Here is a 26,726-nt window from a genome sequence, read left to right on the forward strand (position 1 = left end):
GTAGTTTTAACCGGGTGGACGGGAGCATACTTGCTACCGTCCACTTGGCGTTTATGGAAAGCAGTACCGTATATCATGGCTAAACATAGTAAAAACATACCCCAGCGCGGTCAGCGCGTGGCCGACCAGATCCAGCGCGACCTGTCCGAAATCATCGCCTACGAGCTGAAGGACCCGCGCGTCGGCATGATCACCATCACCGAAGTGCAGGTGACCCCGGATTACGCGCACGCCAAGATCTTCTTCACCATGCTGAAAGACAGCAAGGAGCAGGTCAAGAACACCGTCGACGGCCTGTCCGCCGCGGCCGGCTACATGCGCGGCCAGCTGGGCAAGCGCCTGCACATCCACACGCTGCCGATGCTGCACTTCGTGCACGACACCTCGACCGCGCGCGGCATGGAACTGTCCTTGCTGATCGACCAGGCCAACAGCACCCGCTCGCTCGACGACGACCAGGCGCCGGCCGAAGAGAACAAGGACGGCGAGTAAGCACGCTGCACCGATGAAGCAAAACCATCCTAAAAAAGTCCGCGACCTGGTCGACGGCGTGCTGCTGCTCGACAAGCCGGTTGGCTTCTCCAGCAACGATGCACTGATCAAGGCCAAGCGCGTGCTGAACGCCAAGAAGGCTGGCCACACCGGCACCCTCGATCCGTTCGCCACCGGCCTGCTGCCGCTGTGCTTTGGCGAGGCCACCAAGTTCTCGCAGGACTTGCTGGAAGCCGACAAGACCTATGAAACCACGGTGCACCTGGGCCAGACCACCGACACCGGCGACACCGAGGGCGAAGTCATCGCCAGCCACGACGTCAACGTTACGCTGGAGCAGATCCACGCCGTGCTGGAAAAATTCCGCGGTCCGATCGCGCAAGTGCCGCCCATGTATTCGGCCTTGAAGCGCGACGGCAAGCCGCTGTACGAGTACGCCCGCGCCGGCATCACCCTGGAGCGCGAAGCGCGCAACGTCATCATCCACAAGCTGGAGCTGGTGTCCTACGAGGCGCCGTTCCTGAAGCTGGTGGTCACCTGCAGCAAGGGCACCTACATCCGCGTGCTGGGCCAGGACATCGGCGATGCGCTCGGCTGCGGCGCCCATTTGAACGCGCTGCGCCGCACCCAGGTCGGTCCGCTGACCACGGAAGGCATGCTGACGCTGGAGCAGTTGAACGCGCATGCAGCGCCGCTCAGCCTGCTCGCGCCGGTCGACGCGCTGCTGGCCAGTTTCCCGGCGGTGCGGCTGAACGCCGAGCTGGCCAAGCGCTTCCTCAATGGCCAGCGCCTGGCGCTGGGCAAGGAGCCCGTGACTGTGCCGGCTGAGGAGGGCAGGGTCCGGGTCTACCTGGACGACAAGCTGCTCGGCACCGCCATGCTGGGCGAGTACAGCATCCTGGCGCCGGAACGTTTGATCGCCTTTGTCCAACCCTAAGCCCCAATAAAGCAACTCTTTGAAAATATTCAGGATTTCGGAGGGAGTTGCACCGCAACATGCTATACTACGCGGTTCCAGAAATTGGCCACTCTCGTACGATAAGTACGCACCCGCAGTTTTTCAGCAAATATAACGACCATGTCTACTACAAAACGCGCAATTCGCAACATCGCCATCATCGCCCACGTTGACCACGGTAAAACTACCCTGGTGGACAAACTGCTGCGTCAATCCGGTACCTTCCGCGAAAACCAGCAAGTTGAAACCCGCGTGATGGACTCGAACGACCTCGAAAAAGAACGCGGCATTACCATTCTGTCGAAGAACTGCGCGGTTGAGTACGAAGGCACCCACATCAACATCGTCGACACCCCAGGCCACGCCGACTTCGGCGGCGAAGTGGAACGCGTGCTGTCGATGGTGGACTCGGTTCTGCTGCTGGTCGACGCCCAGGAAGGCCCGATGCCGCAGACCCGCTTCGTGACCCGCAAGGCACTGGCGCTGGGCCTGAAGCCTATCGTCGTGGTCAACAAGATCGACCGTCCGGGCGCGCGCGCTGAATGGGCGATCAACCAGACCTTCGAACTGTTCGACAAACTGGGCGCCACCGACGAGCAGCTGGACTTCCCGGTGGTGTACGCATCGGCACTGAACGGTTACGCCAGCCTGGACGCGGAAACCCGCGAAGGCGACATGACCCCGCTGTTCGAAGCGATCCTGAAGCACGTGCCGGTCCGTGACGACAATCCAGACGGCCCGCTGCAGATGCAAGTGACCTCGCTGGACTACTCGTCCTACGTCGGCAAGATCGGCATTGGCCGTATCTCGCGCGGCCGCATCAAGTCCGGCCAGGACGTCATCGTCCTGAACGGTCCTGACTCGACCCCGATCAAGGGCCGCATCAACCAGGTGCTGAACTTCAAGGGCCTGGAGCGCGTGCTGGTTGACGAAGCCGTCGCCGGCGACATCGTGCTGATCAACGGTATCGACGAAATCGGCATCGGTTCGACCATCTGCCAGCCGGACACCCCGGATGCGCTGGAAATGCTGACCGTCGACGAGCCGACCCTGACCATGAACTTCATGGTCAACAACTCGCCACTGGCCGGCCGCGAAGGCAAGTTCGTCACCAGCCGTCAGCTGCGCGACCGTCTGGACCGCGAACTGAAAGCCAACGTCGCCCTGCGCGTAGCGCCGACCGACGACGACACCATCTTTGAAGTGTCGGGCCGCGGCGAACTGCACCTGACCATCCTGATCGAAAACATGCGTCGCGAAGGCTTCGAGCTGGCCGTGTCGCGTCCACGCGTGGTGTTCAAGATGGTCGATGGCGTGCGCCACGAGCCGTTTGAGCAGCTGAGCGTTGACGTCGAAGAAGCCAACCAGGGCGGCGTGATGGAAGAACTGGGCCGTCGTCGTGGCGACCTGCAGAACATGGAATCGGACGGCAAAGGCCGTGTGCGTCTGGAATACAAGATTCCAGCACGTGGCCTGATCGGCTTCCAGGGCGAATTCATGACCCTGACCCGCGGTACCGGCCTGATGTCGCACGTGTTCGACGAATACGCGCCAGTGGACAACACCCGTGGCGAAATGGCCGGCCGTCGCAACGGCGTGCTGATCTCGCAGGACGACGGCGCCGCCGTCGCCTACGCCATCTGGAAACTGCAGGATCGCGGCCGCATGTTCGTGGTCCACAACGACCCGGTGTACGAAGGCATGATCATCGGCATCCACTCGCGCGACAACGACCTGGTCGTCAACCCGATCAAGGGCAAGCAGCTGACCAACGTGCGTTCGTCGGGTACCGACGAAGCGGTGCGCCTGGTGCCGCCTATCCAGATGTCGCTGGAATACGCAGTCGAATTCATCGCCGACGACGAACTGGTGGAAATCACCCCGAAATCGATCCGTCTGCGCAAGCGTTTCCTGAAGGAACACGAGCGCAAGAAGGCATCGCGCGAAGCGTAATTCCGCTTACGTAGCAGTTCAAACCGCCGTTACGGCGTGAAAGCCGCCCAGTGCAAACTGGGCGGCTTTTTGTCATTTCCGCCTATGAAACCGGCGATTTTCGGGACGCGGCCGGCAAAGCATAATTCAGTGATATGAGAAATCAATATATCTTTATGCGGCAGATAATCCAATTTAGTTAATATAGTTTCGCAAATCAGAGATTTTGCCTGCCCCGTCATAGGGAGTTTTGCACCAAAATGGTGCGTTACAATATGACATAAAAATAAACGTTGTTTTGGTGATGAAACGTAGCATGCGCAATTGACACTTTTTTAGGCCCCGTGGTTTTATCAATGCTTGAGCTTGCCTTGCTTATCGCAAGCGAGCTTCAACGGGGGCGTCAAACAGGCGTTTCCGTGACTGGAAAAAGTTGGGGCAAATATAAAACAGAGCTGGTGGCGGTCGGACGTGCTAACCCACGTACCGGCCGTCAACCAAGCTTTTTTCAAATCGGAAAATTGGGAAATCACATGTTAAGAAAAACTGTTATCGCTCGCGCGTTAACCATTGCCTTTGGCACGGCGGTCGTCATGACCGGCGTGGTTCAGCCGGCCATGGCGCAGTCGAATGCTTCGGGGATTATCTTCGGTACGGTGGAGTCGCCCGCGGGCAGCTCCATCGCCATGACCAACACGGAGACCGGACTGAAGCGCAGCATCAGCGCCGACGCCGGCGGCCGCTACTCGGCCACCAACATCCCGGCCGGCCACTACCGCGTCGAGCTGGTACGCGACGGCAAAGTCGCCCAGAGCATGGAGATCGACGTGCTGGCGGGCCAGGGCAGCAATGCCTCGTTCAGCGCCGTAGTTGCGGCGGTGCAGGTGACCGGCCGCCGCAACCGCATCGACGTCTCCAACACCAACAACGGCGCCGTGTTCACCGCCAAGGACCTGGCCAAGCTGCCGGTCCAGCAAACCCTGAACTCGATCGTGCTGCTGGCGCCGAACACCACCAAGGGCGACTCGGCCTACGGCAACACCGCCTCCTTCGGCGGCAGCGGCCAGTCGGAGAATGCGTTCTACCTGAACGGCTTCCCGATCACCAATTCGCTGTCTCAGCTGGGCGCGTTTGAACTGCCGTTCGGCGCCATCCAGCAGGCGTCGGTGCTGACCGGCGGCTTCGGCGCGGAATACGGCCGTTCCATCGGCGGCGTGCTGAGCATCACGTCGAAGAGCGGCACCAACACCTGGGAAGCCGGCGCCACCTATAGCGTCCAGCCCAACGGTTTGCGCGCCAAGCGCCAGAACCTGTACTACCCGGTCACCGGCGACAAGAACAACGTCACCACCGATGGCAAGCTGGACAATCGCTACGATACCCGCAGCATCACGGCCAACGAGTACGGCGCCTACGTCGGCGGTCCGATCATCAAGGACAAGCTGTTCATGTTCGTCTCGGTCGACCAGACCATCACCAAGGATTCGTACATCGGCGTCACCACGGTGACCAACCCGATCACCATCGGCCAGCAAGGCTTCAACTCCAACCGTAGCTGGGACAACCGCTGGCTGGGCAAGCTGGACTGGAACATCACCGATGACCATCGACTGGAGTTCACCAGCGCCGGCAACAGCAACCGCACCCGTTACCAGAAGTATGGCTTCACGCTGAACCCGAACAACCCGAACGCCGCGGCGATGCTGGACGGCACTCCGACCGGCAATCTGTACAACTCGGCCACCGGCAAGAACCTCGGCGCCACCGACCCGGCCTACCCGAACAACACGCCAGGCGCCGTGCTGAACATGCTGAAGTACACCGGCCAGATCACCGAAGACCTGGCCATCAACGGCCTGTACGGCAGGATGAAAACCGAGCGCGGCACCAGCTATGAGGTCGGCGGCGCCTACTCAGGCAGCTCGGCCGGCCTGCCACCGAGCATCGGCGTCACGTCCGCCGCCAACCAGTGGCCGCAGGTGCCGTCCAGCCTGTATCGCAACTACAATGTGTTCTCCGGCAGCCGCGCCGGTCCTGGCTCGGACGAAGTCAAATCCGGCCGTCTGGACCTGGAATATAAACTCGGCACCCACCTGCTGCGCGCCGGTATCGATTCGAGCAAGATGGAAACCATCGGCGCCGGCTACTCGACCAGCGGCGGCTCCTCGTGGACCTACCGCTTCGTCGGCATCGGCAAAGCCAATCAGCCGGTGCCGCTGTCGGGTTCCCGTCCTGGCGTGGTCGCCAACTTCGGTGGTTCCGGCGTGGACGGCTACTATGCGCGCCAGAGCGTCTTCAGCTCGATCACCGACGCCTCGGCCACCCAGTCCGCCCAGTACTTCGAGGACAAATGGCAAGTGACGCCGAAGCTGCTGGTCACCGCCGGCATCCGTAACGACGCCTACAGCAACACCAACGGCGACGGCGAGAAGTTCATCGAGATGAAGAACGAAATCGCGCCGCGCCTGTCCGCCTCGTGGGACGTGAACGGCGACGCTTCGCTGAAGGTCTTCGGCAGCGCCGGCCGCTACTTCCTGCAACTGCCAACCGGCGTTGCGGCCCGTGCCGCCAGCCGCTCGACCCTGACCACCCAGGACTTCACCTACACCGGCGTCGATCCAAGCACCGGCGCACCGCTGGGCGCGCGCGCCATCAACGTGCCGGTCTCGGTGGACGGCGAATACGGTACGCTGAAGAACCCGCGCGCCGTGGTGGCCGCCGACCTGAAGCCGAACTACCAGGATGAAATCACCCTGGGCTTCGAGAAGGCCTACAGCCCGGACCTGAACTTCGGCGTCAAGGGCACCTTCCGCAAGCTGGGCGCCGGCATCGACGACAGCTGCGACACCCGTCCGCTGTATGCGTTTGCGCAGGCCCACGGCATCGAAGTGCACAACACGCTGTTCATGAACTGCTTCATCTACAATCCGGGCAAGGACGTGTCGGTATGGGTCGACGGCCACGACGCCAGCGGCAATCCGCTGGTGACCGGCAAGGGCCAGATGGCGCACTTCACGGCCGCCGAAATCGGCGAACCGGAAGCGAGCCGCAGCTACGCCGCGCTGGACTTCTTCCTGGAACACCCGCTGCGCAACGGCTGGTACGGCAAGCTGTACTACACGCTGTCGCGCAGCAAAGGCAATATGGAAGGCCAGACCCGTTCCGACACCGGCCAGAAGGACGTCGGCACCTCGGCCGCCTGGGACTTCCCTGAGTTCGCTCCGGGCAACGATGGCCTGCTGCCTAACGACCGCAAGCATCAGCTGAAGGCGTATGGCTTCTACCAGCTCACGCCCGAGTGGTCGGTCGGCGGCAACTTGCTGGTCCAGTCCGGTCGCCCGGTGGTTTGCCTGGGTACCAATGACGCCGCCGACCAGGGCGTCGACCCGGCCTACCCGAACGGCATCGAGTATGGCGGTCCCGGCTATGGCCCAGAGTACTTCAGCTGCGGCGGCGTTGCCGTGCCACGCGGTACACTCGGCCGCCTGCCATGGGAAAAGCGCCTGGACCTGAACCTGGTCTATGCGCCTGCCTATGCCAAGGGCCTGTCGCTGAAGCTGGAAGTGTTCAATGCGCTCAACGGCCGCAGCGCCTTGTCGCAGGAAACCGCCTACGACGCCGGCGACAGCACGGTCATCGATCCGCGCTACAACCAGCTCACCACCTTCCAGACCCCGCGTTCGGCCAAGTTCACCGTGGAATACAACCACAAGTTCTGATCCGCGCGCAGCCTGACAAAACCGCAGCCTCGGCTGCGGTTTTTTTATGCGCCGCCGTAACGTGGGTTTCGTTTGCGTTTTCGTTGGGGCTGGGGTACTTTGATGCATGGCAGCATAAACCGCATGGAGGAAGTGCCGTGAGCGACGACAAGACCAACCCGTGGCCGCAATGGCCCGGCAATCCCTTTGCGCTGGCCCAGCAGGCGACCGATTACTGGGTCGACGCCTGCCAGCGCAGCGTGCTGTTCATGGATGTGCTGCGCGAGCGCGGCGACGAGCGCAACCACCGCCACGAGCAGATCGCCCCCCATGTGCTGAGCTTTGAGTTCGACACCATCATGGACGGCCGCCACCTGGAGCGTCCGGTCAATTACGGCCTGCTGTATATCACGCCGCTGGACGGCGTCACACCCGATCCGCACAAGCGGCCCTTCATCGTGTTCGACCCGCGCGCCGGCCACGGCCCCGGCATCGGCGGCATGAAGCAGGACAGCGAGATCGGCGTGGTGCTCAAGGCCGGCCATCCGTGCTACTTCGTCGGCTTCCTGCCGCAGCCGGTGGCGGGCCAGACCATCGAGGACGTGTGCCGCGCCGAGGCGCTGTTCATCGCCAAGGTGGCCGCGTTGCACCCGCTGGCCGACGGCAAGCCTGCGCTGATCGGCAATTGCCAGGCCGGCTGGCAGATCATGATGACCAGCGCCCTCAATCCCGACCTGGTCGGGCCGCTGGTGCTGGCCGGCGCGCCGCTGTCGTACTGGGCCGGCGTGCGCGGCAAGAACCCCTTGCGCTACCTGGGCGGCGTGCTGGGCGGCACCTGGATGACGGCGCTGGCAGGCGACCTCGGCAACGGCATTTTCGACGGCGCGCAACTGGTCGCCAACTTCGAGAAAATGAATCCGTCGAACACGCTGTGGAGCAAGAACTACAACGTCTACTCGAAGATCGACACCGAGGCCGAGCGCTTCCTGGAATTTGAAAAGTGGTGGGGCAATCCGGTGCTGCTGAACGCCGGCGAAATGCAGTACATCGCCGATTCGCTGTTCGTCGGCAACCGCCTGAGCGACGCCGCGCTGATGGACAGCAACGGCCACCGCATCGACCTGCGCAACATCAAGTCGCCGATCGTGGTGTTCTGCTCGTGGGGCGACGACATCACGCCGCCGCAGCAGGCGCTGGGCTGGGTGCTCGACCTGTACGAGGACGACGCCGCGCTGGTGGCCGGCGGCCAGACCATCATCTACTCGATGCACCAGAGCATAGGCCACCTGGGCATCTTCGTCTCGGCCTCGGTGGCCAACAAGGAGCACGAGGAATTCACGGCGGCGATGGACATGATCGACATCATGCCGCCCGGCCTGTACGAGGCGGTGTTCCTCGACAAGGACGAGGAAATGCTGCAGGCGGAAATCGCCGCCGGCGACATGGGGGCCGGCGACTACGTGATGCGCTTCGAGCGGCGCGGCCTGGATGTGCTGCGCGCGCTGGGCGGCAACGATATCGAAGACGAACGCCGCTTCGCCACCGTGGCCCGCGTGTCGGAAATCAACACCGGCCTGTACCGTACTTTCGCCAGTCCGCTGGTCAAGTCCATGGTCACCGAAGCTAGCGCCGAACAGCAGCGCGAGACGCATCCGCTGCGCCTGCGCTACCGCATGTTCTCCAGCAAGAATCCTTTGCTCGACGGCATCCCGGAGATGGCCGCCAAAGTGCGCGCCGAGCGCCGTCCGGTGGCGGCGGACAACGTCTTCCTGCAGATGCAGGAAGCGATGTCGCGGCAGATCGTCGATGCGCTGGACCGCTACCGCGACCAGCGCGACCAAGCCACCGAGAAATTCTTCCTCGATATGTACGGCTCGCCCTTGCTGCAGGCGCTGGTGGGTCTGCGCACCGACGGCGGCCGGCCGCGCCGCATCGGCCGCGACATCGCGCGCGAGTCGATGCTGAACGCGCACCGCGCGGCGGCGGCATTGAAGACGGCCGAAGGCGGCGTCACCGAAGCCATCATCCGCGGCCTGCTGTATATCTACCGCAGCCCGGAGATGAGCGCCGCCGACGAGCGCGCCTTCGCCACCATCCGCCAGCTGCGCCTGCGCACCTCGGACGACAAGGAGCTCAGCGTCACCCACTTCAAGACCATCTTGCGCGAGCAATACCTGATGCTGCAGGTGGACGAGGAGGCGGCGGTGCGCGACCTGCCGCTGCTGCTGCCGGACGATCCGAAGGCGCGGGCGACGGCGCTGGCCATCGTGCGCCAGGTGGCCGGCGCCACCGGCACCCTGACCGGCGACGGCGCCGCGCGGCTGGAGCGCATCGCGGCGATGTTCGAGACGCGCACGCCGAAGCTGGCGGTGGTGGGCAAGAAAACCAAGGCCTGATCAGCGGCCGAGTGGCTTGCGCATGAAGACGCTCAGCGGATCGTCCGGGTAATCGCCGTAGGGGCCGCAGCGCTGGAAACCGTGGCGCTCGTACAGGCCCAACGCTTCCGGCTGGGACGGGCCGGATTCCAGCACCAGCTGCGGGCAGCCGTGGTCCAGCGCCGCCTGTTCCAGCAAGGCCAGCACGCCGCGCGCCAGTCCCTGGCCGCGCGCGGCCGGCTGCACATACATGCGCTTGATCTCGCCGTACTCCGGCGTCAGCACGATGGCGCCGCAGCCGACGATGGCGCCGTGCGCATCGCGCGCGACCGCGAAGCGGACATGCGGCTGCATCAGCGACGGCAAATCCAGCGCGTACACGCTTTCCGGCGGGTACAAGCTCAGTTGATAGGCGTCGAGGTCGGCAATCAGGGCGATGACTTCGGGCTGGTCGGGCGATTCAAAGGCGATGTGCATGGTGGTGGACATTTTAATGGATGGTAAAATCCAGTATAATGGATTTTATGGATATCAACAAACTCATTGCCAGCCGCTTGCTGGCCTTGCGCGACAGCCGCGGGCTGTCGTTGACCGCGCTGGCCGAGCGCAGCGGCGTGAGCCGCTCCAATATTTCATTGATCGAGCGCGGCGAGAGCAGCGCCACCGCCACCGTGCTGGACAAGCTGGCCGGCGCGCTCGGCGTCACGCTGGCCGCCCTGTTCGAAGCGGGGCAGGGCGAGCCGGCCGCGCCGTCGCCGCTGCAACGGGCGGCCGAGCAGCCGGTGTGGACCGATCCGGCCTCCGGCTACGTGCGGCGGCAGCTGTCGCCGGCCGCGCGTTCGCCGCTGCAGCTGGTGGAGGTGGTGTTCCCGCCGGGCCAGCGCGTGACCTACGAACAGGTGGTGCGCGACGCCGACGTCCACCAGCAAGTCTGGCTGCTGGACGGCGTGATGGACATCAGCGCCGGCGACCGGCACTGGCGGCTGGAGGCGGGCGACTGCCTGGCCATCCGCGAAGACCAGCACATCAGCTACGCCAATCCCGGCCAGACCCCGGCGCGCTACCTGGTCGGCCTGGTGACGCTGCCGTTTGCGACATTCTCATAGGCCATCCTCTGACTCATGACAAGGCCCGAGAGTATCAAGCAAGGCAAATTGATATACTATCGAGCAAGTGAAATTCGGAGAAGTGCTATGAAAACCTCACGTCTGTTGTTACGTATTTACGGTGAGAAGATGGACGGGCAGTGGTCGCTGATAAATCTTGAATTTTCTCTTGCCGCCCAAGCCGAGACCTTAGAGGACGCTCGGCGCATCCTTGAGTCCCAGATTAAAGAGTATGTTCGCGACGCGCTGGTCGGCGAGGATCGAACCTACGCCCGAGAGCTGCTTACTGCGCGGCGCGCACCAGCGAAATATTGGATCAAATACTGGTTGGGCGTTGCACGCCGCCGCTTGCTTGGCAGTACCGGTGGCAACGAGAAAGCATACACTGAACCGTTACCGCTGGTTCCAGCCTGATCTTGAGCAGCATCTATCCACCCCTCACCTGCAAGGACGTTAAGAAAATCCTGGCCAACCTTAATTTCAAGCTCCGAGACCAAAAGGGTTCTTCGCATGAGCAATGGGTTAAAGAGGAAAACGGTCGGTTGTGGAAGGTGACGGTGGACTGTCCCAAAGCACCGTTCAGTCAGATGTTGATCGAATCGATGGCGCGTCAGGCTGGGGTAACAAAGAAGGCATTTTATGCAGCGCGTTACTAGGCAAGGGCGCGGCCGCACACTCCGCTGTATAATGACGACCCCCAAGCGATTCCCATAGTTGCCGCCATGACCATCATCAACCTGCCGACCACCGACACCGCGCCCGTGAAAGCGAGCCGCCGCCTGTCCGTCGCGCCGATGATGGACTGGACCGACCGCCATTGCCGCGTGTTCCACCGCCATATCAGCCAGCACACCTGGCTGTACACGGAGATGGTCACCACCGGCGCGCTGGTCTACGGCGACGTCGAACGCCACCTGCGCTTCAACGATGAAGAGCACCCGGTGGCGCTGCAACTGGGCGGCAGCGATCCGGTCGACCTCGCCACCAGCGCCAAGCTGGGCGAGAAGTGGGGCTACGACGAAATCAACCTCAACTGCGGCTGCCCGTCCGAGCGCGTGCAGAAGGGCGCTTTCGGCGCCTGCCTGATGGCCGAGCCGCAACTGGTGGCCGACTGCGTCAAGGCCATGCGCGACGCCGTCAGCATCGACGTCACCGTCAAGCACCGGGTCGGCATCGACCAGACCGAAAGCTACGACTTCGTGCGCGACTTCGTCGGCACCGTGGCCGAGGCCGGCTGCAAGACCTTCATCGTGCATGCGCGCAACGCCATCCTGAAGGGCCTGTCGCCCAAAGAGAACCGCGAAGTGCCGCCGCTGAAGTATGAATTCGCCTACCAGCTCAAGCGCGATTTTCCTGACTTCGAAATCATTATCAACGGCGGCATCAAGACCGAAGCCGAGATCGACGAGCATCTGCTGCACCTGGACGGCGTCATGCTGGGCCGCGAGGCCTATCACAACCCCTTCGTGATGGCCGGTTTCGACCAGCGCTACTACGGCGACGCGCGCGCCCCCAAGACCCGCGACGAAGTGCTCGAAGCCATGATTCCCTACATTCAAGCCCAACTGGCCCAGCACGGCGCCCGCGGCTTGAAACTCAACACCATCACCCGCCACATGCTGGGCCTGATGACCGGACTGCCCGGCGCCCGTGCATTCCGTCAGGTTCTGTCTGACTCCAAAAAACTCGCCCTCGGCGACGCCGATTTGCTGCGCGAAGCTGCTGCCCGCCTACGTATTGCTGCGTAGTTCACAGCACAAACTGGCGTTTCTGGCAAACAATATATCGGACTGTTGGTATTTCCACGCAGAAAGTTCGTTTGCGTATTTTTGAGGCAGGTTTTGCTTGCTTTGAAGCAAAATTTGCATCTATAATTCCTGAATATACACACATATCCACCTTTATTTCACGTTTGTATAGTGCGGTAAAACTACATGCAGGCTGCCGGTGGAGCGGCAAGTTTTTGCATTCGCAGTCATTGTTTGCTACTGTCATAGATATTACCTAGCAGCAAGGGCCGGGTGGATGGTGTCGTGCACGAGACGAGACTTTCCAGGGCACTCTTATCAACTGTGTCAATTACGAAGAAGACGAAATGAATTTAGCAAAAATGAAAGTCGGAACGCGCCTGGGTCTTGGATTCGCGCTGGTTCTTTTATTCCTGGTGGCGGTGACCACCGTGGGTATCTTCCGCATGGCACAGATTCAGGATCGTCTGGATCACGTGATTTCGGTGAACAACGTCGTGTCGCGCCTGGTGGTCGACATGCGTTCCAACGTGGGCGACCGCGTGACCTCGCTGCGCATCCTGACCCTGATGACCGATGCCGCCGACATGGAACCGGACATGAACCGCATCAAGGATCTGGCGGCCAAGTACGCCGATGCACAGAATAAACTGAGCGCGCAGTTCGCCACCGAAGCCAACGCTGAAGAAAAAGCGCTGCTGGCAACGGTCAAGGAGCAGGAGGCGATCGCCATGCCGGCCATCGCCAAGGCGTCCGAACTGTGGCTGGCCAACAAGGCCGAAGAAGCGACCAAGGTCCTGATCAAGGAAATCCGCCCGGCCCAGAAAAAATGGATGGCCGCGCTCGATCAACTGGGCACGCTGGAAGAAAAACTGAACGCGCAAGTGCAGGCCGACGCCGCCGCCGGCTTCTCGGCCGCCCGCAGCTTCATGATCATCCTGGGCGTGCTGGCGGTCGCCATCTCGGTGGCCGCCGCCTACATCATCACCCGCGGCCTGCTGAAGCAGCTGGGCGGCGAACCTGACTACACCGCCTCGATCGCCGGCAGCATCGCCAAGGGCGACCTGTCGATCGCCATCGACACCAACGGCAACGACAGGGACAGCCTGCTGTCCGAGATGAAGGAAATGCGCAACAGCCTGGTCGACATCGTGGGCCAGGTCCGTTCCGGCACCGAAACCATCGGCACCGCCTCGCGTGAAATCGCCGCCGGCAATATCGACCTGTCGTCGCGTACCGAAATGCAGGCCAGCTCGCTGGAAAAAACCGCCTCGGCGATGGAAGAACTGACCTCGACCGTGAAACAGAATGCGGACAATGCCCGCGAAGCCAATCAACTGGCCTCGGCAGCGTCGGACGTGGCGATCAAGGGCGGCAAAGTGGTGTCGGAAGTGGTCAACACCATGAGCTCGATCGACGCCTCGGCCAAGAAGATCGTCGACATCATCGGCGTGATCGACGGCATCGCCTTCCAGACCAACATCCTGGCGCTGAACGCGGCGGTGGAAGCGGCCCGCGCCGGCGAACAAGGCCGCGGCTTCGCGGTGGTGGCGTCGGAAGTGCGCAACCTGGCCCAGCGTTCCGCTGGCGCCGCCAAGGAAATCAAGATGCTGATCGACGACTCGGTGGAAAAAGTCGGCGCCGGCACCAAGCTGGTCGGCCAGGCCGGCGTGACGATGGACGAAGTGGTGGCCTCGGTGCGCCGCGTGACCGACATCATGAGCGAGATCGCCAACGCCAGCCAGGAACAGAGCGCCGGCATCGAGCAGGTGAACCACTCCATCATCGAGATGGACAGCATGACCCAACAAAATGCCGCGCTGGTGGAAGAAGCCGCCGCCGCCGCACAAAGCTTGCAAGACCAGGCCGCCGAACTGTCGCGCGTGGTCAGCATCTTCAAACTGGTGGACGGCGAGGAGCGCGTGTCGGCTCCGGTGTACCAGCCTGCCGCCGCCAAGGCAGTGATCAAGCCGATCGTTGCCCGTGCTCCTGTCAAGAAACTGGCCTCCGCGCCGGCGCCTTCGGCAGCAGCCAAACCGAAGAAAGTCGCCTCGGCAGCTAGCGCAGCCAGCAGCGATGAGTGGGAAGAGTTTTAAAACTTTGCCGCAGTCTGCCGTCGCGCTTTTGCGCGGCATGTAGGTCCGCTGTGGGATTCGATAAACCAGTTTTTAATAATAATTTAGTTGGGAAATTGTGAAATGAATAAGTTTTCGACCAGTGTATTCGCCGCCGTCATCCTGTCCGCCGCTTCGACCGCCTTCGCCGGCGAAGTGCCAGCATCGCTGGATGCCAAGAACTGCAAGGCTGAATACCCTAAAGCATCGCTGATCAACGAAGAGCAAGGCGATGTCACCATGTCCTTCCTGGTCGCTGCCGACGGCAACGTCGTCGAGTCCAAGCTGGAGAAGTCGAGCGGCTACAAGAATCTGGACAAGGCTGCGATCAAAGCCCTGAGCGCTTGCAAGTTCAAGCCGGGCACCAAGGATGGCGCAGTCGCCCAGACCTGGACCAAAGTCGACTACAGCTGGAAGCTGTAATCAGTGTCAACCGGGCTGCGCGGCTCCGCGCGGCCTGAGTGCCGGATATCTACACTTGGGGAAATCATGTCTACAAATAAGCGTTGGTTAAGTGTGATCGCAGCAGTGCTCGTTTCGAGCGCACCGGTAGCGTTTGCTGCCGAAGTCCCGGCCAGTTTTGATGCCAAAACCTGCAAGGCCGAGTACCCGAAAGCGTCGTTGATGAACGAAGAGCAGGGCACGGTGTCGATGTCTTTCCTGATCAAGGCCGACGGTAGCGTGGCCGACTCCAAGATCGACAAGAGCAGCGGTTTCAAGAACCTGGACAAGGCGGCCATCAAGTCGCTGAGCGCCTGCAAGTTCAAGCCGGGCACCAAGGACGGCGCCCCCGCCGAAACCTGGACCAAGGTCGACTACGCCTGGAAGCTGGACTAATTCCCCCGGCAGTATCAAAAAATGGAAGCGCATGCGCTTCCTTTTTTTCGTCTGTCGCAAGCGATGTAACAAGCTGTAATCGGGCTCCTGCGGCCGCGCACTTGCTTATATAGTACACTCTGAAACTAGGAGGAGTGCCATGAAAACCATCATCGCCGTTGCCGCCGCAGTGGCGGCCCTGTCCGGCTGCGCCGTCCAGCAGCCCGGCTATTACGCCACCAGCACCCGGGTCGTGCAGGATCCCTACCAGTGGCACACCGTATCGGCCGCGCCGTCGACCACTTACTACGAGGAAGCGCCGGCGCCGAGCTCGCGCGTGGTCTATGTCAACCAGCCGGCCTACACCACCACCTACATCCAGCCGGCGCCGGTGTACTACGCGCCTGCGCCTGCCTATTACTACCCGCCGGTCAGCATCGGCCTGGACTTCTCGTTCGGCCGCTGGTGCTGCGGCGGCCACCGCGGCCACCGCGGCCACGGCCACCACCGCCGTTGATCGGAAGCCTCAGCCCACGTACTTGTGGGTGGCCACCCGGGCGTGCGCCGGCGCCATGCCGGCCTTTTTCTTGAGGTACAGGGTCAGGCCTTCCTTCAGCTTGTCCATGCCGCTTTTCTCGACGAACATGCCCTTGTTCTGCCGTACCGGATCGAGCACGTAGCGCGATTCGGAAATGAAGCGCGCACACTCCGTCAGCAGCGGATCCAGGTGCTGGCGCTTGTTCTGTTCCCACTGCGCCATCCAGCCATCCTCGATGATGTTGTTGCATAGGATGTTGAGCACGCTGCTGGTGCTGTTGTTGGCCAGGTAGTAGCAGCCCAGCAGCGGCGACACCAGGAAGATGTTCGAGCTCAGCGCGTCCATCGACGAGGTGCTCAGGACCAGGTTGACCTTCTTCATCTCCTTGTAGCGCGCCCCCATGATCATGATCTTTTGGCAGGTGGTGGCGATCGCGCTGGCGGCCGCCACCGCCGGGCCGGTCACGCCGCCCAGGTCGGCGAACAGCCCGGCGGTGGATACCGCCAGCTGCGTGGTCTGGATCGCCGCCAGCGCCGCGTGCTCGTTGCGGCTGGTACGCAGCAGCGCGGCCACCGCGTCGCAGGCGTCGCGGGCGTCGCCCGGCAGCAGGAAACCGCGCTGCACCGTGGTCTTCTGCGCCTTGTGCCAGTCCATCGCCGCCGTGCCCCAGTTGCTGGCGGCCTTGGCGCCGGCCTTGACTTGCTGCACCAGCGGCAAGGCGGAGCTGATGAAGTCGGCCATGAACTCCACCCCGAGCTCGGTCAGGATGACGCCGATGTCGAGCGAATCGAACAGCTCGAACAGCAGCCGCAGCACCTTGTCGAAGCCCGGCACCTTGAGCATGGTCGGGAAGTCGAAGCCGGGGATGTGGATCTTGCTGAAGTCGATCTCGCCCAGGTTGATGCTGGGCAGGTCCAGCGTGGGCAGGTTGACGTTGGGCAGGCTGAGGTCCGGGATCGCCAGGTGCGGCAGGCTGACGTTCAGGTCGATCTTGAAAAAATCCGGGAACAGGTCGCGGATGCGCGGGAAGGCCACGTCGAAATCGAGGTTCAGTATCTTGCTCAGGTCGAACAGCAGCGAGGGCATGTTCAGCTCGGGGAACGTCAGGCCGATCTTGAACACCAGCGCGCGCAGCGAGATATCCGGCAGCAGGTCCTTGAACTTGATCAAGCCCTTCAGGTTCAAGCGCACGGTCGGCAAATTAAAGCCGGGGATGGCGCCCAGCCGGATGTCGGGTATCAGGTTGATGTCGAAGTTCGGCAGGCCGATGGCGGGGATCCGGAAGTCCACCAGGCCGCGCAGGTCCAGTCCCTTGAACAGGTCGATGTTCAGCTGCGGAATGCTGAAATGCGGCACCGCCACGCCCGGGATCGCCCCAATTTTCTTCTTGCACTCCTTGGCTTCCTTGGCCAGCGTCTTGGCGTCCTCCAGCCGGCTCTTGGGTTTGAGCTGCGTGCCGCCGAACATGGCCTTGAGCGACTCCTTGCGCTCGCGCTTGATGTGCATGAAGGCCGCTTGCAGCTCTATCTCTTCTTTGAAAGTGAGTGGCATGACGAAAAGCTCCTCGATAAAGTCGGAAAACGGTTCAGCCGTGGGTCAGTTTGCGATGGATGCCGGCCATGAAGGCCGAGGTCTTGAAGCGGCCGATCAGCGCGGTGAACACCAGCGAAGTGATGACAAAATAAAAACTGCAGTAAATATACACCGGCACCATGACGCTGGTGCCGGTGGCCGCGATCACCGTGTTGCAGCGGCTGACCAGTTCGCTCACGCCGACCAGCGACGAGGCGCTGGAGGCGATGAAGGAAATCAGGAACACGTTGATCCAGGTGGGGATGAACAGCAGCGCCGCGCCGATGTCGCCGCGCTTCCAGGCGCGGTGCGCCACCACCAGGCTCTCGGAGGTGAACGACAGCGGCGCCGCCGACAAGCCGATCACCGCCTTGACCCACTGCGGGATATGCAGCGTGACGCCGCTGCCCGGCAGCGTGAACTCGGCCGGCAACACGAACACCGCGTAAAAGATCAGCGCCAGCGTCGGCACGCCGCGGAAGAAGGTCGAGACCCGCTCGGCGATGACGGCGGTGCGGCCGTGCCGGGTCACGCGCAGCCAGGCCAGGCCGGCGCCCATCAGCGAGCCCAGCGCGACGGCGCACACCGCGATCAGGATATTCCACAGGAAGCCCTGCAGCAGGAACGGCGTCCACGTCCACAGGAAGCTCAGGGTCTCGTTGTTCATGGTCGCTCCGCCGTCGGCAGCCAGGTTTTTTCCACGTAGTTGAAGAGGCGCGTCCACAGGCTGGTGATCAGGTAGAAGGTGATCAGCAGCACCGTCATGGTCACGAAGATATTGCCCTTTTCGGCGATCAGCAGGCTGCTCGCGCTCAGCAGCTCCGGGATGGCGATGGCCGAGGCGATCATGGTTTGCTTGGTCAGGTTGATCAGCGCCTGCTTGACCGGCCAACTGGCGTACTGCGCGGTGGGCGCCAGGTGGTTCAGCCGCAGCCGGTAGCCGGCCTCGGTGGTGCGCACATGGGCGGCGGCCTCGAGGAAGGCGCGCATCACCATGCCCGCCGTGTAGTAGCCGGAGCAGAACGCCGCCACCGCGAACGCCGGCAGTTTGACGCCGAACTGGTGCATGGTCCAGCTGCCGAAGCCGAAGAAGATCAGGTACATCATCAGCAACGGCGGCGTCAGCCGGCCGTAGGCCATGATGGCGTGGATGGCCTGCGTGCTCCAGCCGCTGTGGCCGTCGACCGTGACCGCGGTCGCCACGCCCAGCGCCAGGCTGACGACCACGCCGGCCGTAATCAGCAGCATGGTGTAGCCTATGCCTTGCAGGAACTGGGTGCGGTCGTAGGGGTCGTAGACGAAGTTCAGGTCCACCCCCAGCTGCTCTTTGATCCACAACCCCACCGCCTGCACGCCGGCCGCCTCGGTGCTGGAGACGTTCTCGGCGCTGCGGCAGGCGGCGATCCAGTTGCCGCTGTTGCTGCGCACGCACTTGTAGAGGCCGCCCTGGTCGCGTTCCGACCAGATCGCCTTCTGCGCCGTCAGCCAGGAGGTGGAGGCGATGCCCCATTTGTTGTTGGCCTCCAGCAGCCAGCCGGTGCGGTGCAGCTCGGCCAGGATATTGCCCAGCGCCAGATCCAGTTCGCCGCCGCGCTCATTGCGCGAGATGAAGATCGCCATCGGCGTGATCAGCGCGTTCGGCAGCGGCATCGTGTAGCCTTGCCACTGGGGCAGCTTGCTGGTGTTGGCCAGCGCCGCCGTCGCGTACAGGAAGCCCGAGCACTGGCCGTCGCGCAGCGCCAGTTGGGCGTCGCGCACGGTCTTGTAGTTTTGCAGCTCCAGCAGGTAGCGCTCGCTCATCGGCTTGTTGAAGTAGCTGCCTTGCACCGCGCAGATGGTTTGGTGGCGTATCTTGGACCAGGCGTCGACCGCGTCGCCCGGCTTGAACAGCACGTTGACGCTGGTCTCGTTGTAGCCCGGCTCGATGGCGGTGGCGATCTTGCGCCGCGCCGGCGTGTCGCCGACGGTGGAGATCAGGATGTCGACATCGCCCAGCTCCAGCTTCTGGAAGCGGTTCTCGGTGGTGATGCTGACTTTTTTCAGGGCCACGCCGAGGCGCTGGGCGATCAGCTCGGCGATGTCGCTCTCGAAGCCGACCACCTCGCCCTGGGCGTTGAGGGAATTGAAGGGGCTGAAGTCGGTCTTGACGCCGACCCGGAGCACGCCTTTCTTGCGGATGCTGTCCAGCGCCGGGCTGTTGCCGGCCGCCTGCGCCGCCAGCGCCACGAGCAGCAGACCGATGAGACCCAGTACTTTTAAAAAAGCGCTATTCCACATTGTCGTTTTCTCTGGGCCGCAGACCGGGGTTCATGCTACCTCAAGGCAGCCTCATCGCGCAATGACTGTGGCGTGGCGGGGGCTGGCGGCCGATTGCGTTATCAAGCTGCTCATGTTATTGTCATCCGACACTTGTCCTCCCGAGACATCCATGCTGCATCCCCTGGCCAGCTTATGGCGCCATTCCAGCCGCGTCACGTTTTACGAATCTGGCGGCCAGGCCGGGCAGTCATTGCTGCACAGCGGCGCGACTACGCCGGGGGCGCGGCGGCGGTTCTCGTCGTCCGACGATGCTTGCACCTACCTGCGCTTCTGGCTGGGCGAACCGGCCGCGCGCGCCGAACTCAAATGGATACTGCAACGTTCCGGCCCCTCGCTGTCGAGTTCCCACGGGGGCGCGGATGGCTGGCTGAACGCCCTGGCCGGCCGCCTGATGAGCGGCGCCGTCATCGTGCTGGAAGAACTGAGCAGGCAAGCCCAGCCGGGGCGGCTGGTGGCGCCGTCCAGCGCCGCCGCGTCGGTCGCCGCGCTGTCGGCCTTGCCGGCACTGAGCGAACTGCCGGCGATCCCGGTGGTGCCCGACCTGCTGCCGGTGCTGGAGGACATCCGCATCGAAGGCGCCGAAGTGCTGCCGGAGTTGAACCAGGCGCTGGCGCAGGTCAACGCGACCATCTCGACGGTGGGCTCGGCCTCGCTGTCGCTGGAGCCGGCGCCGAGCAAGGTGGCGGCGATCAAGACGGCGCTCGGCGACGCCACCTCGCGTACCACCTCCACCTTGGGCGCGCTGTAGATGAAAGTCATCGACCACTCCATCGAAGTGCTGCCGCAATGCCCGGTCAACATCGCCACGGCGGTGCAGAAGGCGGCCGACACCATCGTCGACCAGGGCAAGATCTTCGCCACCGAAGTCACGGCCACCGCCACTTCGCTGAACCAGGACATGCAGAAGGTGGCGGAGCAGATGAAAGCCATCCCGGACCTGCTCAATCCGCAGCCCATCATCGACTGCTGCACCGGCGTGCTGGAGCAGGCCGCCAGCGACCTGCGCAAGCTGGCCAACGACGCCGCCGCCATTCCGCAGCGCCTGCTGGCGCAGACGGCCGGCGTGCAGACGGTCATCGACTCGGCCAACGGCGCGGTCGAAGCGATGAGCACGCTGCTGCCGGAGCTGTCCGGCCTGGTGCCGGACTTCGGCGCGCAGATGACTTTCTTCAACAGCCTGCCGGGACGAGGACAGGCGCTGGCCGAGCTGGCCAAGCGCACCGGCGTCATGGTCGAGCAATATGGACGCGATCTGTTGCCGCTGTCCAAACAACTGCAGCAATTGGCGACGATGCAGGGCGGGCCGGGCGCCGGCAACGACGCGGTGCAGGCCGTGCTGGCGCGCGCCGGGCAGCTGCAGAACGATAGCCTGGCGCAGGTCCAGGCGCTGCGCGATACGCTGGACGGCAACGTCGGCGATCTCGATGCGGCGATGCAGGACGCCACCGCGCAGGCCACGCAAACCATCAGCGGCGTATCCGATCTGCTCAACGAGAAAGGCAATGCGCTGCTGGCGCCGTTGCAGGCGCAGATCGATCTGGTGGACCAGCTCAACAGCGCCCTGGGCGACGAGGCGCGCAATTGCGACGCCTTGTTCGACGAAGCCTCGGCGCAGCTGAGCCGCCTGGGCGACATCCTGATCAAGCCGCTGGCCGCCGCGCGCGCGCAGGTCGACGCCGTGATCGACCAGCTGGCCGCGGCGGCCGCCACCGTGGACGGCATGGTGAAGAAGGCGCTGGAGCCGCTGGACGCGCTGGAACGGCGGGTGGAAGCCATCAAGCAAGCCTTGCAGGAAGTGCTGGACGCGATCCGCGCCGAGGTGGAGAAGGTGCTGCAACTGATGACCGAGCTGGACGGGGAGGCGGAGAACGCCAAGACCGTCTTACGGCAGTTGCCGGAGAATTTCGTCCCGGTGCGCACCATGATCGCGGACGCCATCGCCATGCTGACGCAGGTGAAGGACAACATTCCCGTATTCGTTTCCGAGGCCAACAGCACGCTCGACGCCGCCTCCAGCGAGCTCGATCAGGCCGACGCCCTGTGCACCGGCGCGATAGAAATCTGCACCCGCTACATGATGAAGGCGCCGCCGTTGATGATGGCGCGCACGCTGTTCGTCGGCGTCAAGGCCATGATCCCCGGCGTGCAGACGGCGATCGCCGGCGCGCGCACGGCGGTGAAGGCCGCCGGCGACCTGGCCACCGGCTTGATGGAGCAGGCCATCACGCTGGTCGACTCGTTGAATCCCTTGCTGGACCAGGCCATCGCCAAAGTGCAGGAAGCGATCGACGCGCTGGTGAAATTGCTGGAGCAGATGCAGGCGGCATTGCAGCAAGTGGCGGACGCCGCCGAGAAAATCCCGCCGCTGCTGCAGGAGCAGCTGGACCAGGCCGGCGCGGCCCTCCAGCAAATCCTGGACAAGGTGCGCGCGGCCGCCGAGCAGTGCCTGGCCAAGCTGCAATGCGAGCCGCTGGTCAAGCGCTTGCAGCAGGAGCTGTCGGATCTGCTGGACCGTACTTTCAAACCCTTGGAGGCGCAGATCCAGGCCGCAGGCGCGCCGTTGCAGAACGTGCTGCAACAGGGCAAGTCGGAGGTCGGCAAGGCGGCGGCGATGGCGCAGGATGGCTTGGGCAAGCTCAGTGCGGCGTTGACGTCGGTGAAGCAGCAGGCCATGCAGCCATTGCAGAAGCTGACCGCTACGCTGACGTCGGCGCGCGGCCAGGTGGATACGGTGAGCGGCGCGGCGCGCCAGCAGGTGCGGCAGGCGGCGGACCAGGCCTTGTCGTATGTGGACCAGGCGTCGCAGGCGATCTCCGGCTTGAACATTCGCGCGGTGGGCGACCGGATCGCGCCGTATGCGCAGTTCTATGACGATGTGGCGGGCACGTTCAGCCAGGTGCAATCGCAGGTGCAGAGCGCGGCCGATGTGGCCGACAAGGTGAACGGCTGGAAGAGCGATGCGCAGCAGTCGGCCAATGATCTGCTGGATCGCGTGCGGCAGGCGGCGGACGAAGCGCGGCAGGGCGCGAGCGAGGTGCAGACGGCGGCCGACAACACGGCGTCCGGCGCGCAGAGTGCGGGCGAGTCCATCGTGGATAGTCCGGTGTCGGAGCAGGTGCAGGCTAGCTTCGATGGCATGAAGCAGGATGCGGAGGGCGTGGCGGCGGACTCCGATGCGGCATTGGCGGACATGTCCGGATCGCTGGACGATGCGCAGAAAGAATCGGAGACGGCGACCGATCCGTATGTGCCGGATACCGACGCCTTGCTGGCCGACGTGAAGGCGCAGGCGGACAAGGCGGAGCAGGCGGCCAACGCGGCCAAGGAGTCGGAACAGGCGTTGGCGGCGCAGGTGGTCGCCAGCGACAAGGAGGTGGGCGCGGCGGCGGACGACGCGGCATCGCGCACGACGGCGATGAAGGATGAGGCGCAGGCCGGCATCAACCAGACGGTGGCGCAGGTGGAAGCGGTGCAGGCGCAAGTCAACGCGGCGCGCAGCGAGGCGATCAAGGCGGAAGCGATAGTCGATGCGGAAGTGGTCAAGCACGGCGGCACGTCAGCCAACGCCGATGCCGCAGCCGCAACCGCCGCCGCCGCAACCGATGCCGCAGCGTCCGCCGCAACCGATGCCGCCACGCCCGCTGACTCGACCGCTGCACCCGCTGCCGCCGAACCTGCGGCAGCCACAGGCGCAACTGATGCCGCTGCGCCTGCCACAACCGACGCTGCCGCGCCCGCCGCCAAAACCGCTGCAACCGACGCCGACGCTGCGCCGGCCGCAAGCGATGCTGCGAAGGGTGACGCCGCCGCAGGTGATGCAACGCCGATGGCTGCAGCGCCAACCGGATCAGCAGGTGAGACCGCAGGCGCGTCGGCAAATGCGCCCGCAGATAAAGATGCAGTCGGCGCGCCAAGTACTGCCGCTGCCGATGCCCAACAGCCAACCGGCGACAAGCCCGCAACCGCTGACGTGCCGTCCGCCGCAGCCTCTACCGCAGCTGCGCCGAAGGCCGACACACCAGCAGGCGCTACGCCAACAGCGGATGCACCCAAAGCCGCTACGCCGACAGCCGACGTGCCGGCAGCTGAAACGCCAACTGCCGCCGCAACGAAAGCCTCCGCGCCAACCGACGCCGCCCAACCTGTTGCCGCGCCAGCCGCCGATGTCGCGGCAGCATCGGCAGTCGCACCGGCAGCGGCAGCTCCGGCCACAGCATCTCCAGCCACAATGGCACCCGCGCCAGCGATCGATGCTGCCAAACCACCTTCGCCCGCCGCACCGGCGCCGCGTCCGAAAGCCGGCGCCGCAATGCCTGCGGATGCAGATGCTGCGACTGGCAAGATGCCAGCAACTGCCGACAGCGTGGCAGCGCCATCTATCCAGCCGGCAGACGCGGCAAAACAACTCGACCCACTCGCCGCCGCGCGCGATAAAGCCGCGGCAGGCAAAGCCGCAAGCGATGCCGCCACCGTCGCCAAAGCCGCCGCGGAAAAAGTCGCCGCCGCGACCGAAGCCGCCGCCCAAGCCAAAGCCGCCGCCGACGCCGGCAGCGCCGCCGCAGCCGCCGCCGATAAAGCGAGCACAGCCAAAGCGCTGGCCGACAAACTCAACGCCGCAAAAGAAGCCGCCGCCAAACTGCCCGCCCACGATCCGAGCGCGGCACTACAAAACTTCAAAGATGCAATCCCCCCACCGCCGAGCACGCCACCCACCGGCTGAGCACACCGTCACGAATTTGTCACACTGATGTTCGTCAGCTCCGTGGTGAAAATATAACGTGCCAAATTTTGAAAAAGCTTGTGAGCAAAAGAATTTACATTTAATATCAATTGAGTATCGGAAATCTTTGTACCTATCAATTACGTTGCGGCTCCACGTAGGGTGGTAACACGAGAAGTAGCTTTGTGCTCAGTCCGCCTGTTTTTTTGCAGTTTGTATCGTCGGCCGCTAGTCACCATAATGTGAGGATGTGAATGTCAGATAGCTTACAAAAATGGGTAGGACGCAATCGTCCCCCACGTGTGCAAATCACGTACGACGTCGAAATTGGTGACGCCACTGAAAAAAAAGAGCTGCCCCTGGTGGTCGGCTTGCTGGCCGACCTGTCCGGCCAGCCGTTGGTGCCGCCGCCCAAGCTCAAGGCTCGACGCCTGATCGAAATCGATCGCGACAACTTCAACGAAGTCATGGGCAAGATCGCCCCGCGCCTGGACCTGTCCGTGCCGGACACGCTCAAGGGCGAAGGCAATCTCAAGGTGGAACTCAACTTCACCGAGTTCGACCACTTCCATCCGGAATCCATCGTCACGCAAGTGCCGCGCCTGGCCAAGCTGCTGGAAGTGCGCCAGCAATTGCGCGACCTGCTCGGCAAACTCGATGGCAACGATGAGCTCGATGCGCTGCTGGAAAACATCATCCAGAACACGCAAGAGCTGAAAACACTCAAGGACCAGGAACCGGCCGCCGACGCGGCGCCGGCAGCGGACGCGGAAGCGACCCCATCCTGATAGCGCGCCCACGCGTGCTTCCCCTCATCGTTTCTAAGAGAGAGCTAAATCATGGCTACTAGTCAATCCGCCAAGGGCGGCGCCAAGTCGACGGAATCCGCCGGCGAGCTGAGCTTACTGGACCGCATCGTCCAGGAAGGCAAGATGGCGATCGAACCGTCGCAAAACGCCTACGCCAAAAAACTGCTGGGCCAGTTCGCCACGCAGGTGCTGGACGAAGGCATGAAGACCGCCCCCGACAAGGGCGTGGTCGCAATGATCAACGAGCGCGTGGCAGAGATCGACCGCATCCTCAGCGACCAGCTCAACGCCATCATGCACCACGAGGAATTCCAGAAACTGGAAGGCTCGTGGCGCGGCCTGCACGACATGGTGTACGGCACCGAAACCAGCACCACCCTCAAGCTGCGGCTGCTGAACGTGTCGAAGAAAGAACTGCTGAAAGACCTGGAAGGCGCGGTCGACCACGACATGAGCGTGCTGTTCAAAAAGATCTACGAAGAAGAGTACGGCACCTTCGGCGGCGCCCCGTATTCGGTGCTGATCGGCGACTATTATTTCGGCCGCCATCCGCAGGACGTGGCGCTGTTGCAGCGCCTGTCCAAGGTGGCCGCCGCCGCGCACGCGCCGTTCATCACGGCCGCCGCGCCGTCGCTGTTCGACATGACCGAGTTCACCGAGCTGGGCGTGCCGCGCGACATGTCGAAGATCTTTGAAAGCGCCGAGCTGGCCTCGTGGCGCGGCTTCCGCGAATCGGAAGACTCGCGCTACATCGCCATGGTGCTGCCGCGCTACTCCGCGCGCCTGCCATACGGCGCCAAGACCAACCCGGTGGAAAGCTTCAGCTTCGAGGAAGACGTCGACGGCCGCGACCACAGCAAATACCTGTGGGCCAACTCGGCCTACCAGCTGGGCCTGCGCATCACCGACGCCTACGCCAAGCACAGCTGGACCACCGCGATCCGCGGCGTCGAGGGCGGCGGCAAGATCGAGGGCATGACCGCCCACACCTTCAAGACCGACGAAGGCGACATCGTGCTCAAGTGCCCGACCGAAGTGGCGATCACCGACCGCCGCGAGAAAGAGCTCAACGACCTCGGCTTCATCGCCGTGGTCAACTCCAAGGGCTCGGACTTTGCCGCCTTCTTCGGCGGCCAGACCGTCAACAAGCCCAAGCTCTACAACCTGGACGCGGCCAACGCCAACGCGGCGCTGTCGTCGCGCCTGCCGTACGTGCTGGCGGCCTCGCGCTTCGCGCACTACATCAAGGTCATCATGCGCGACAAGGTCGGCAGCTTCCAGACCCGGCAGAGCGTGGAGAACTACCTGAACTCGTGGCTGAGCGGCTACGTGCTGTTGAGCCCGAACGCGACGCAGGGCGAGAAGGCCCGTTTCCCATTGGCCGAAGGCCGGGTCGACGTCACCGAGAAACCCGGCAAGCCGGGCGCCTATTCGGCCACCGTCTTCCTCAAGCCGCACTTCCAGATGGAGGAACTGACCACGTCGATCCGCCTGGTGGCCGAACTGCCGGCCGCCGTCGGTTGATGCCC

General features: G+C 63.4%; 21 protein-coding genes. 17 read left to right on the plus strand and 4 right to left on the minus strand.

Going from position 1 to position 26,726, the window contains the following annotated elements:
* Positions 1–75: 75 nt before the first annotated feature.
* From rbfA to AC1RMD_RS24355, 5 genes are all read left to right on the plus strand, one after another.
* On the plus strand, positions 76–492 hold the full coding sequence (gene rbfA, locus AC1RMD_RS24335; protein WP_116993391.1) for a 30S ribosome-binding factor RbfA: 417 nt from the start codon (positions 76–78) through the stop codon (positions 490–492).
* A gap of 13 nt (positions 493–505) precedes the next feature.
* A complete protein-coding gene (truB, locus tag AC1RMD_RS24340) occupies positions 506–1,429 on the plus strand; it encodes a tRNA pseudouridine(55) synthase TruB (protein ID WP_492930228.1) in 924 nt (307 codons plus the stop codon).
* A gap of 141 nt (positions 1,430–1,570) precedes the next feature.
* Positions 1,571–3,403: a translational GTPase TypA gene (gene typA / locus AC1RMD_RS24345; RefSeq protein ID WP_492930230.1), complete on the plus strand. Its 1,833-nt coding sequence runs from the start codon at positions 1,571–1,573 to the stop codon at positions 3,401–3,403.
* 572 nt (positions 3,404–3,975) lie between these two features.
* On the plus strand, positions 3,976–7,101 hold the full coding sequence (locus tag AC1RMD_RS24350) for a TonB-dependent receptor (protein ID WP_492930232.1): 3,126 nt from the start codon (positions 3,976–3,978) through the stop codon (positions 7,099–7,101).
* A 137-nt stretch (positions 7,102–7,238) separates the two neighbouring features.
* On the plus strand, positions 7,239–9,476 hold the full coding sequence (locus AC1RMD_RS24355; RefSeq protein ID WP_492930234.1) for a DUF3141 domain-containing protein: 2,238 nt from the start codon (positions 7,239–7,241) through the stop codon (positions 9,474–9,476).
* Here the strand turns inward: AC1RMD_RS24355 and AC1RMD_RS24360 are convergent, their stop codons facing one another.
* Positions 9,477–9,944: a GNAT family N-acetyltransferase gene (locus tag AC1RMD_RS24360; RefSeq protein WP_492930236.1), complete on the minus strand. Its 468-nt coding sequence runs from the start codon at positions 9,942–9,944 to the stop codon at positions 9,477–9,479. It abuts the gene before it with no gap.
* A gap of 35 nt (positions 9,945–9,979) precedes the next feature.
* On the opposite strand from AC1RMD_RS24360, the gene AC1RMD_RS24365 reads away from it, so the two are divergent.
* From AC1RMD_RS24365 to AC1RMD_RS24400, 8 genes are all read left to right on the plus strand, one after another.
* Entirely contained in the window at positions 9,980–10,561 is a 582-nt protein-coding gene (locus AC1RMD_RS24365; RefSeq protein ID WP_492930238.1) for a helix-turn-helix domain-containing protein, read from the plus strand.
* A gap of 87 nt (positions 10,562–10,648) precedes the next feature.
* Positions 10,649–10,975, plus strand: coding sequence for a hypothetical protein (locus tag AC1RMD_RS24370; RefSeq protein WP_492930240.1), 327 nt, complete (start codon positions 10,649–10,651; stop codon positions 10,973–10,975).
* A gap of 2 nt (positions 10,976–10,977) precedes the next feature.
* A complete protein-coding gene (locus tag AC1RMD_RS24375; protein WP_492930242.1) occupies positions 10,978–11,217 on the plus strand; it encodes a type II toxin-antitoxin system HicA family toxin in 240 nt (79 codons plus the stop codon).
* Between the two features lie 66 nt (positions 11,218–11,283).
* Positions 11,284–12,309 (plus strand): tRNA dihydrouridine(20/20a) synthase DusA, encoded by a 1,026-nt coding sequence (dusA, locus tag AC1RMD_RS24380; protein ID WP_492930244.1) that lies wholly within the window; start codon positions 11,284–11,286, stop codon positions 12,307–12,309.
* Between the two features lie 347 nt (positions 12,310–12,656).
* The gene (locus AC1RMD_RS24385; protein ID WP_492930246.1) at positions 12,657–14,405 is read left to right on the plus strand and encodes a methyl-accepting chemotaxis protein; all 1,749 of its coding nucleotides are present in this window, start codon (positions 12,657–12,659) and stop codon (positions 14,403–14,405) included.
* Between the two features lie 102 nt (positions 14,406–14,507).
* Positions 14,508–14,846, plus strand: coding sequence for an energy transducer TonB (locus tag AC1RMD_RS24390; RefSeq protein WP_217945846.1), 339 nt, complete (start codon positions 14,508–14,510; stop codon positions 14,844–14,846).
* A 66-nt stretch (positions 14,847–14,912) separates the two neighbouring features.
* Positions 14,913–15,260 carry an energy transducer TonB gene (locus AC1RMD_RS24395; protein ID WP_116993399.1) on the plus strand — a complete coding sequence of 116 codons (348 nt, stop codon included), beginning with the start codon at positions 14,913–14,915 and terminating at the stop codon, positions 15,258–15,260.
* 139 nt (positions 15,261–15,399) lie between these two features.
* On the plus strand, positions 15,400–15,756 hold the full coding sequence (locus tag AC1RMD_RS24400) for a hypothetical protein (RefSeq protein ID WP_492930248.1): 357 nt from the start codon (positions 15,400–15,402) through the stop codon (positions 15,754–15,756).
* 9 nt (positions 15,757–15,765) lie between these two features.
* Here AC1RMD_RS24400 and AC1RMD_RS24405 read toward each other — a convergent pair whose 3' ends face one another.
* Genes AC1RMD_RS24405 through AC1RMD_RS24415 form a run of 3 tightly spaced genes read right to left on the minus strand, consistent with a single transcriptional unit; the run spans position 15,766 to position 19,626 of the window.
* Positions 15,766–17,328, minus strand: a complete 1,563-nt coding sequence (locus AC1RMD_RS24405) for a hypothetical protein (RefSeq protein ID WP_492930250.1) — start codon at positions 17,326–17,328, stop codon at positions 15,766–15,768.
* Between the two features lie 34 nt (positions 17,329–17,362).
* Positions 17,363–18,016: a polar amino acid ABC transporter permease gene (locus AC1RMD_RS24410; protein WP_492930252.1), complete on the minus strand. Its 654-nt coding sequence runs from the start codon at positions 18,014–18,016 to the stop codon at positions 17,363–17,365.
* Complete coding sequence (locus AC1RMD_RS24415; protein ID WP_492930254.1) at positions 18,013–19,626, minus strand: transporter substrate-binding domain-containing protein; 1,614 nt, start codon at positions 19,624–19,626, stop codon at positions 18,013–18,015. Before AC1RMD_RS24415 ends, AC1RMD_RS24410 begins: the two co-directional genes overlap by 4 nt.
* Before the next feature lie 151 nt (positions 19,627–19,777).
* Between AC1RMD_RS24415 and AC1RMD_RS24420 the strand changes: the two genes are divergently transcribed.
* From AC1RMD_RS24420 to tssC, 4 genes are all read left to right on the plus strand, one after another.
* Positions 19,778–20,416, plus strand: a complete 639-nt coding sequence (locus AC1RMD_RS24420) for a hypothetical protein (protein WP_492930256.1) — start codon at positions 19,778–19,780, stop codon at positions 20,414–20,416.
* Positions 20,417–24,388: a coiled-coil domain-containing protein gene (locus AC1RMD_RS24425; protein WP_492930258.1), complete on the plus strand. Its 3,972-nt coding sequence runs from the start codon at positions 20,417–20,419 to the stop codon at positions 24,386–24,388.
* A gap of 254 nt (positions 24,389–24,642) precedes the next feature.
* Complete coding sequence (gene tssB / locus AC1RMD_RS24430) at positions 24,643–25,176, plus strand: type VI secretion system contractile sheath small subunit (protein ID WP_026335101.1); 534 nt, start codon at positions 24,643–24,645, stop codon at positions 25,174–25,176.
* Positions 25,177–25,227: 51 nt separating this feature from the next.
* Positions 25,228–26,721, plus strand: coding sequence for a type VI secretion system contractile sheath large subunit (gene tssC / locus AC1RMD_RS24435; RefSeq protein WP_332851530.1), 1,494 nt, complete (start codon positions 25,228–25,230; stop codon positions 26,719–26,721).
* The last annotated feature ends 5 nt before the right edge of the window (positions 26,722–26,726 follow it).

The organism is Duganella sp. GW822-FHT06D06 (assembly GCF_058799615.1).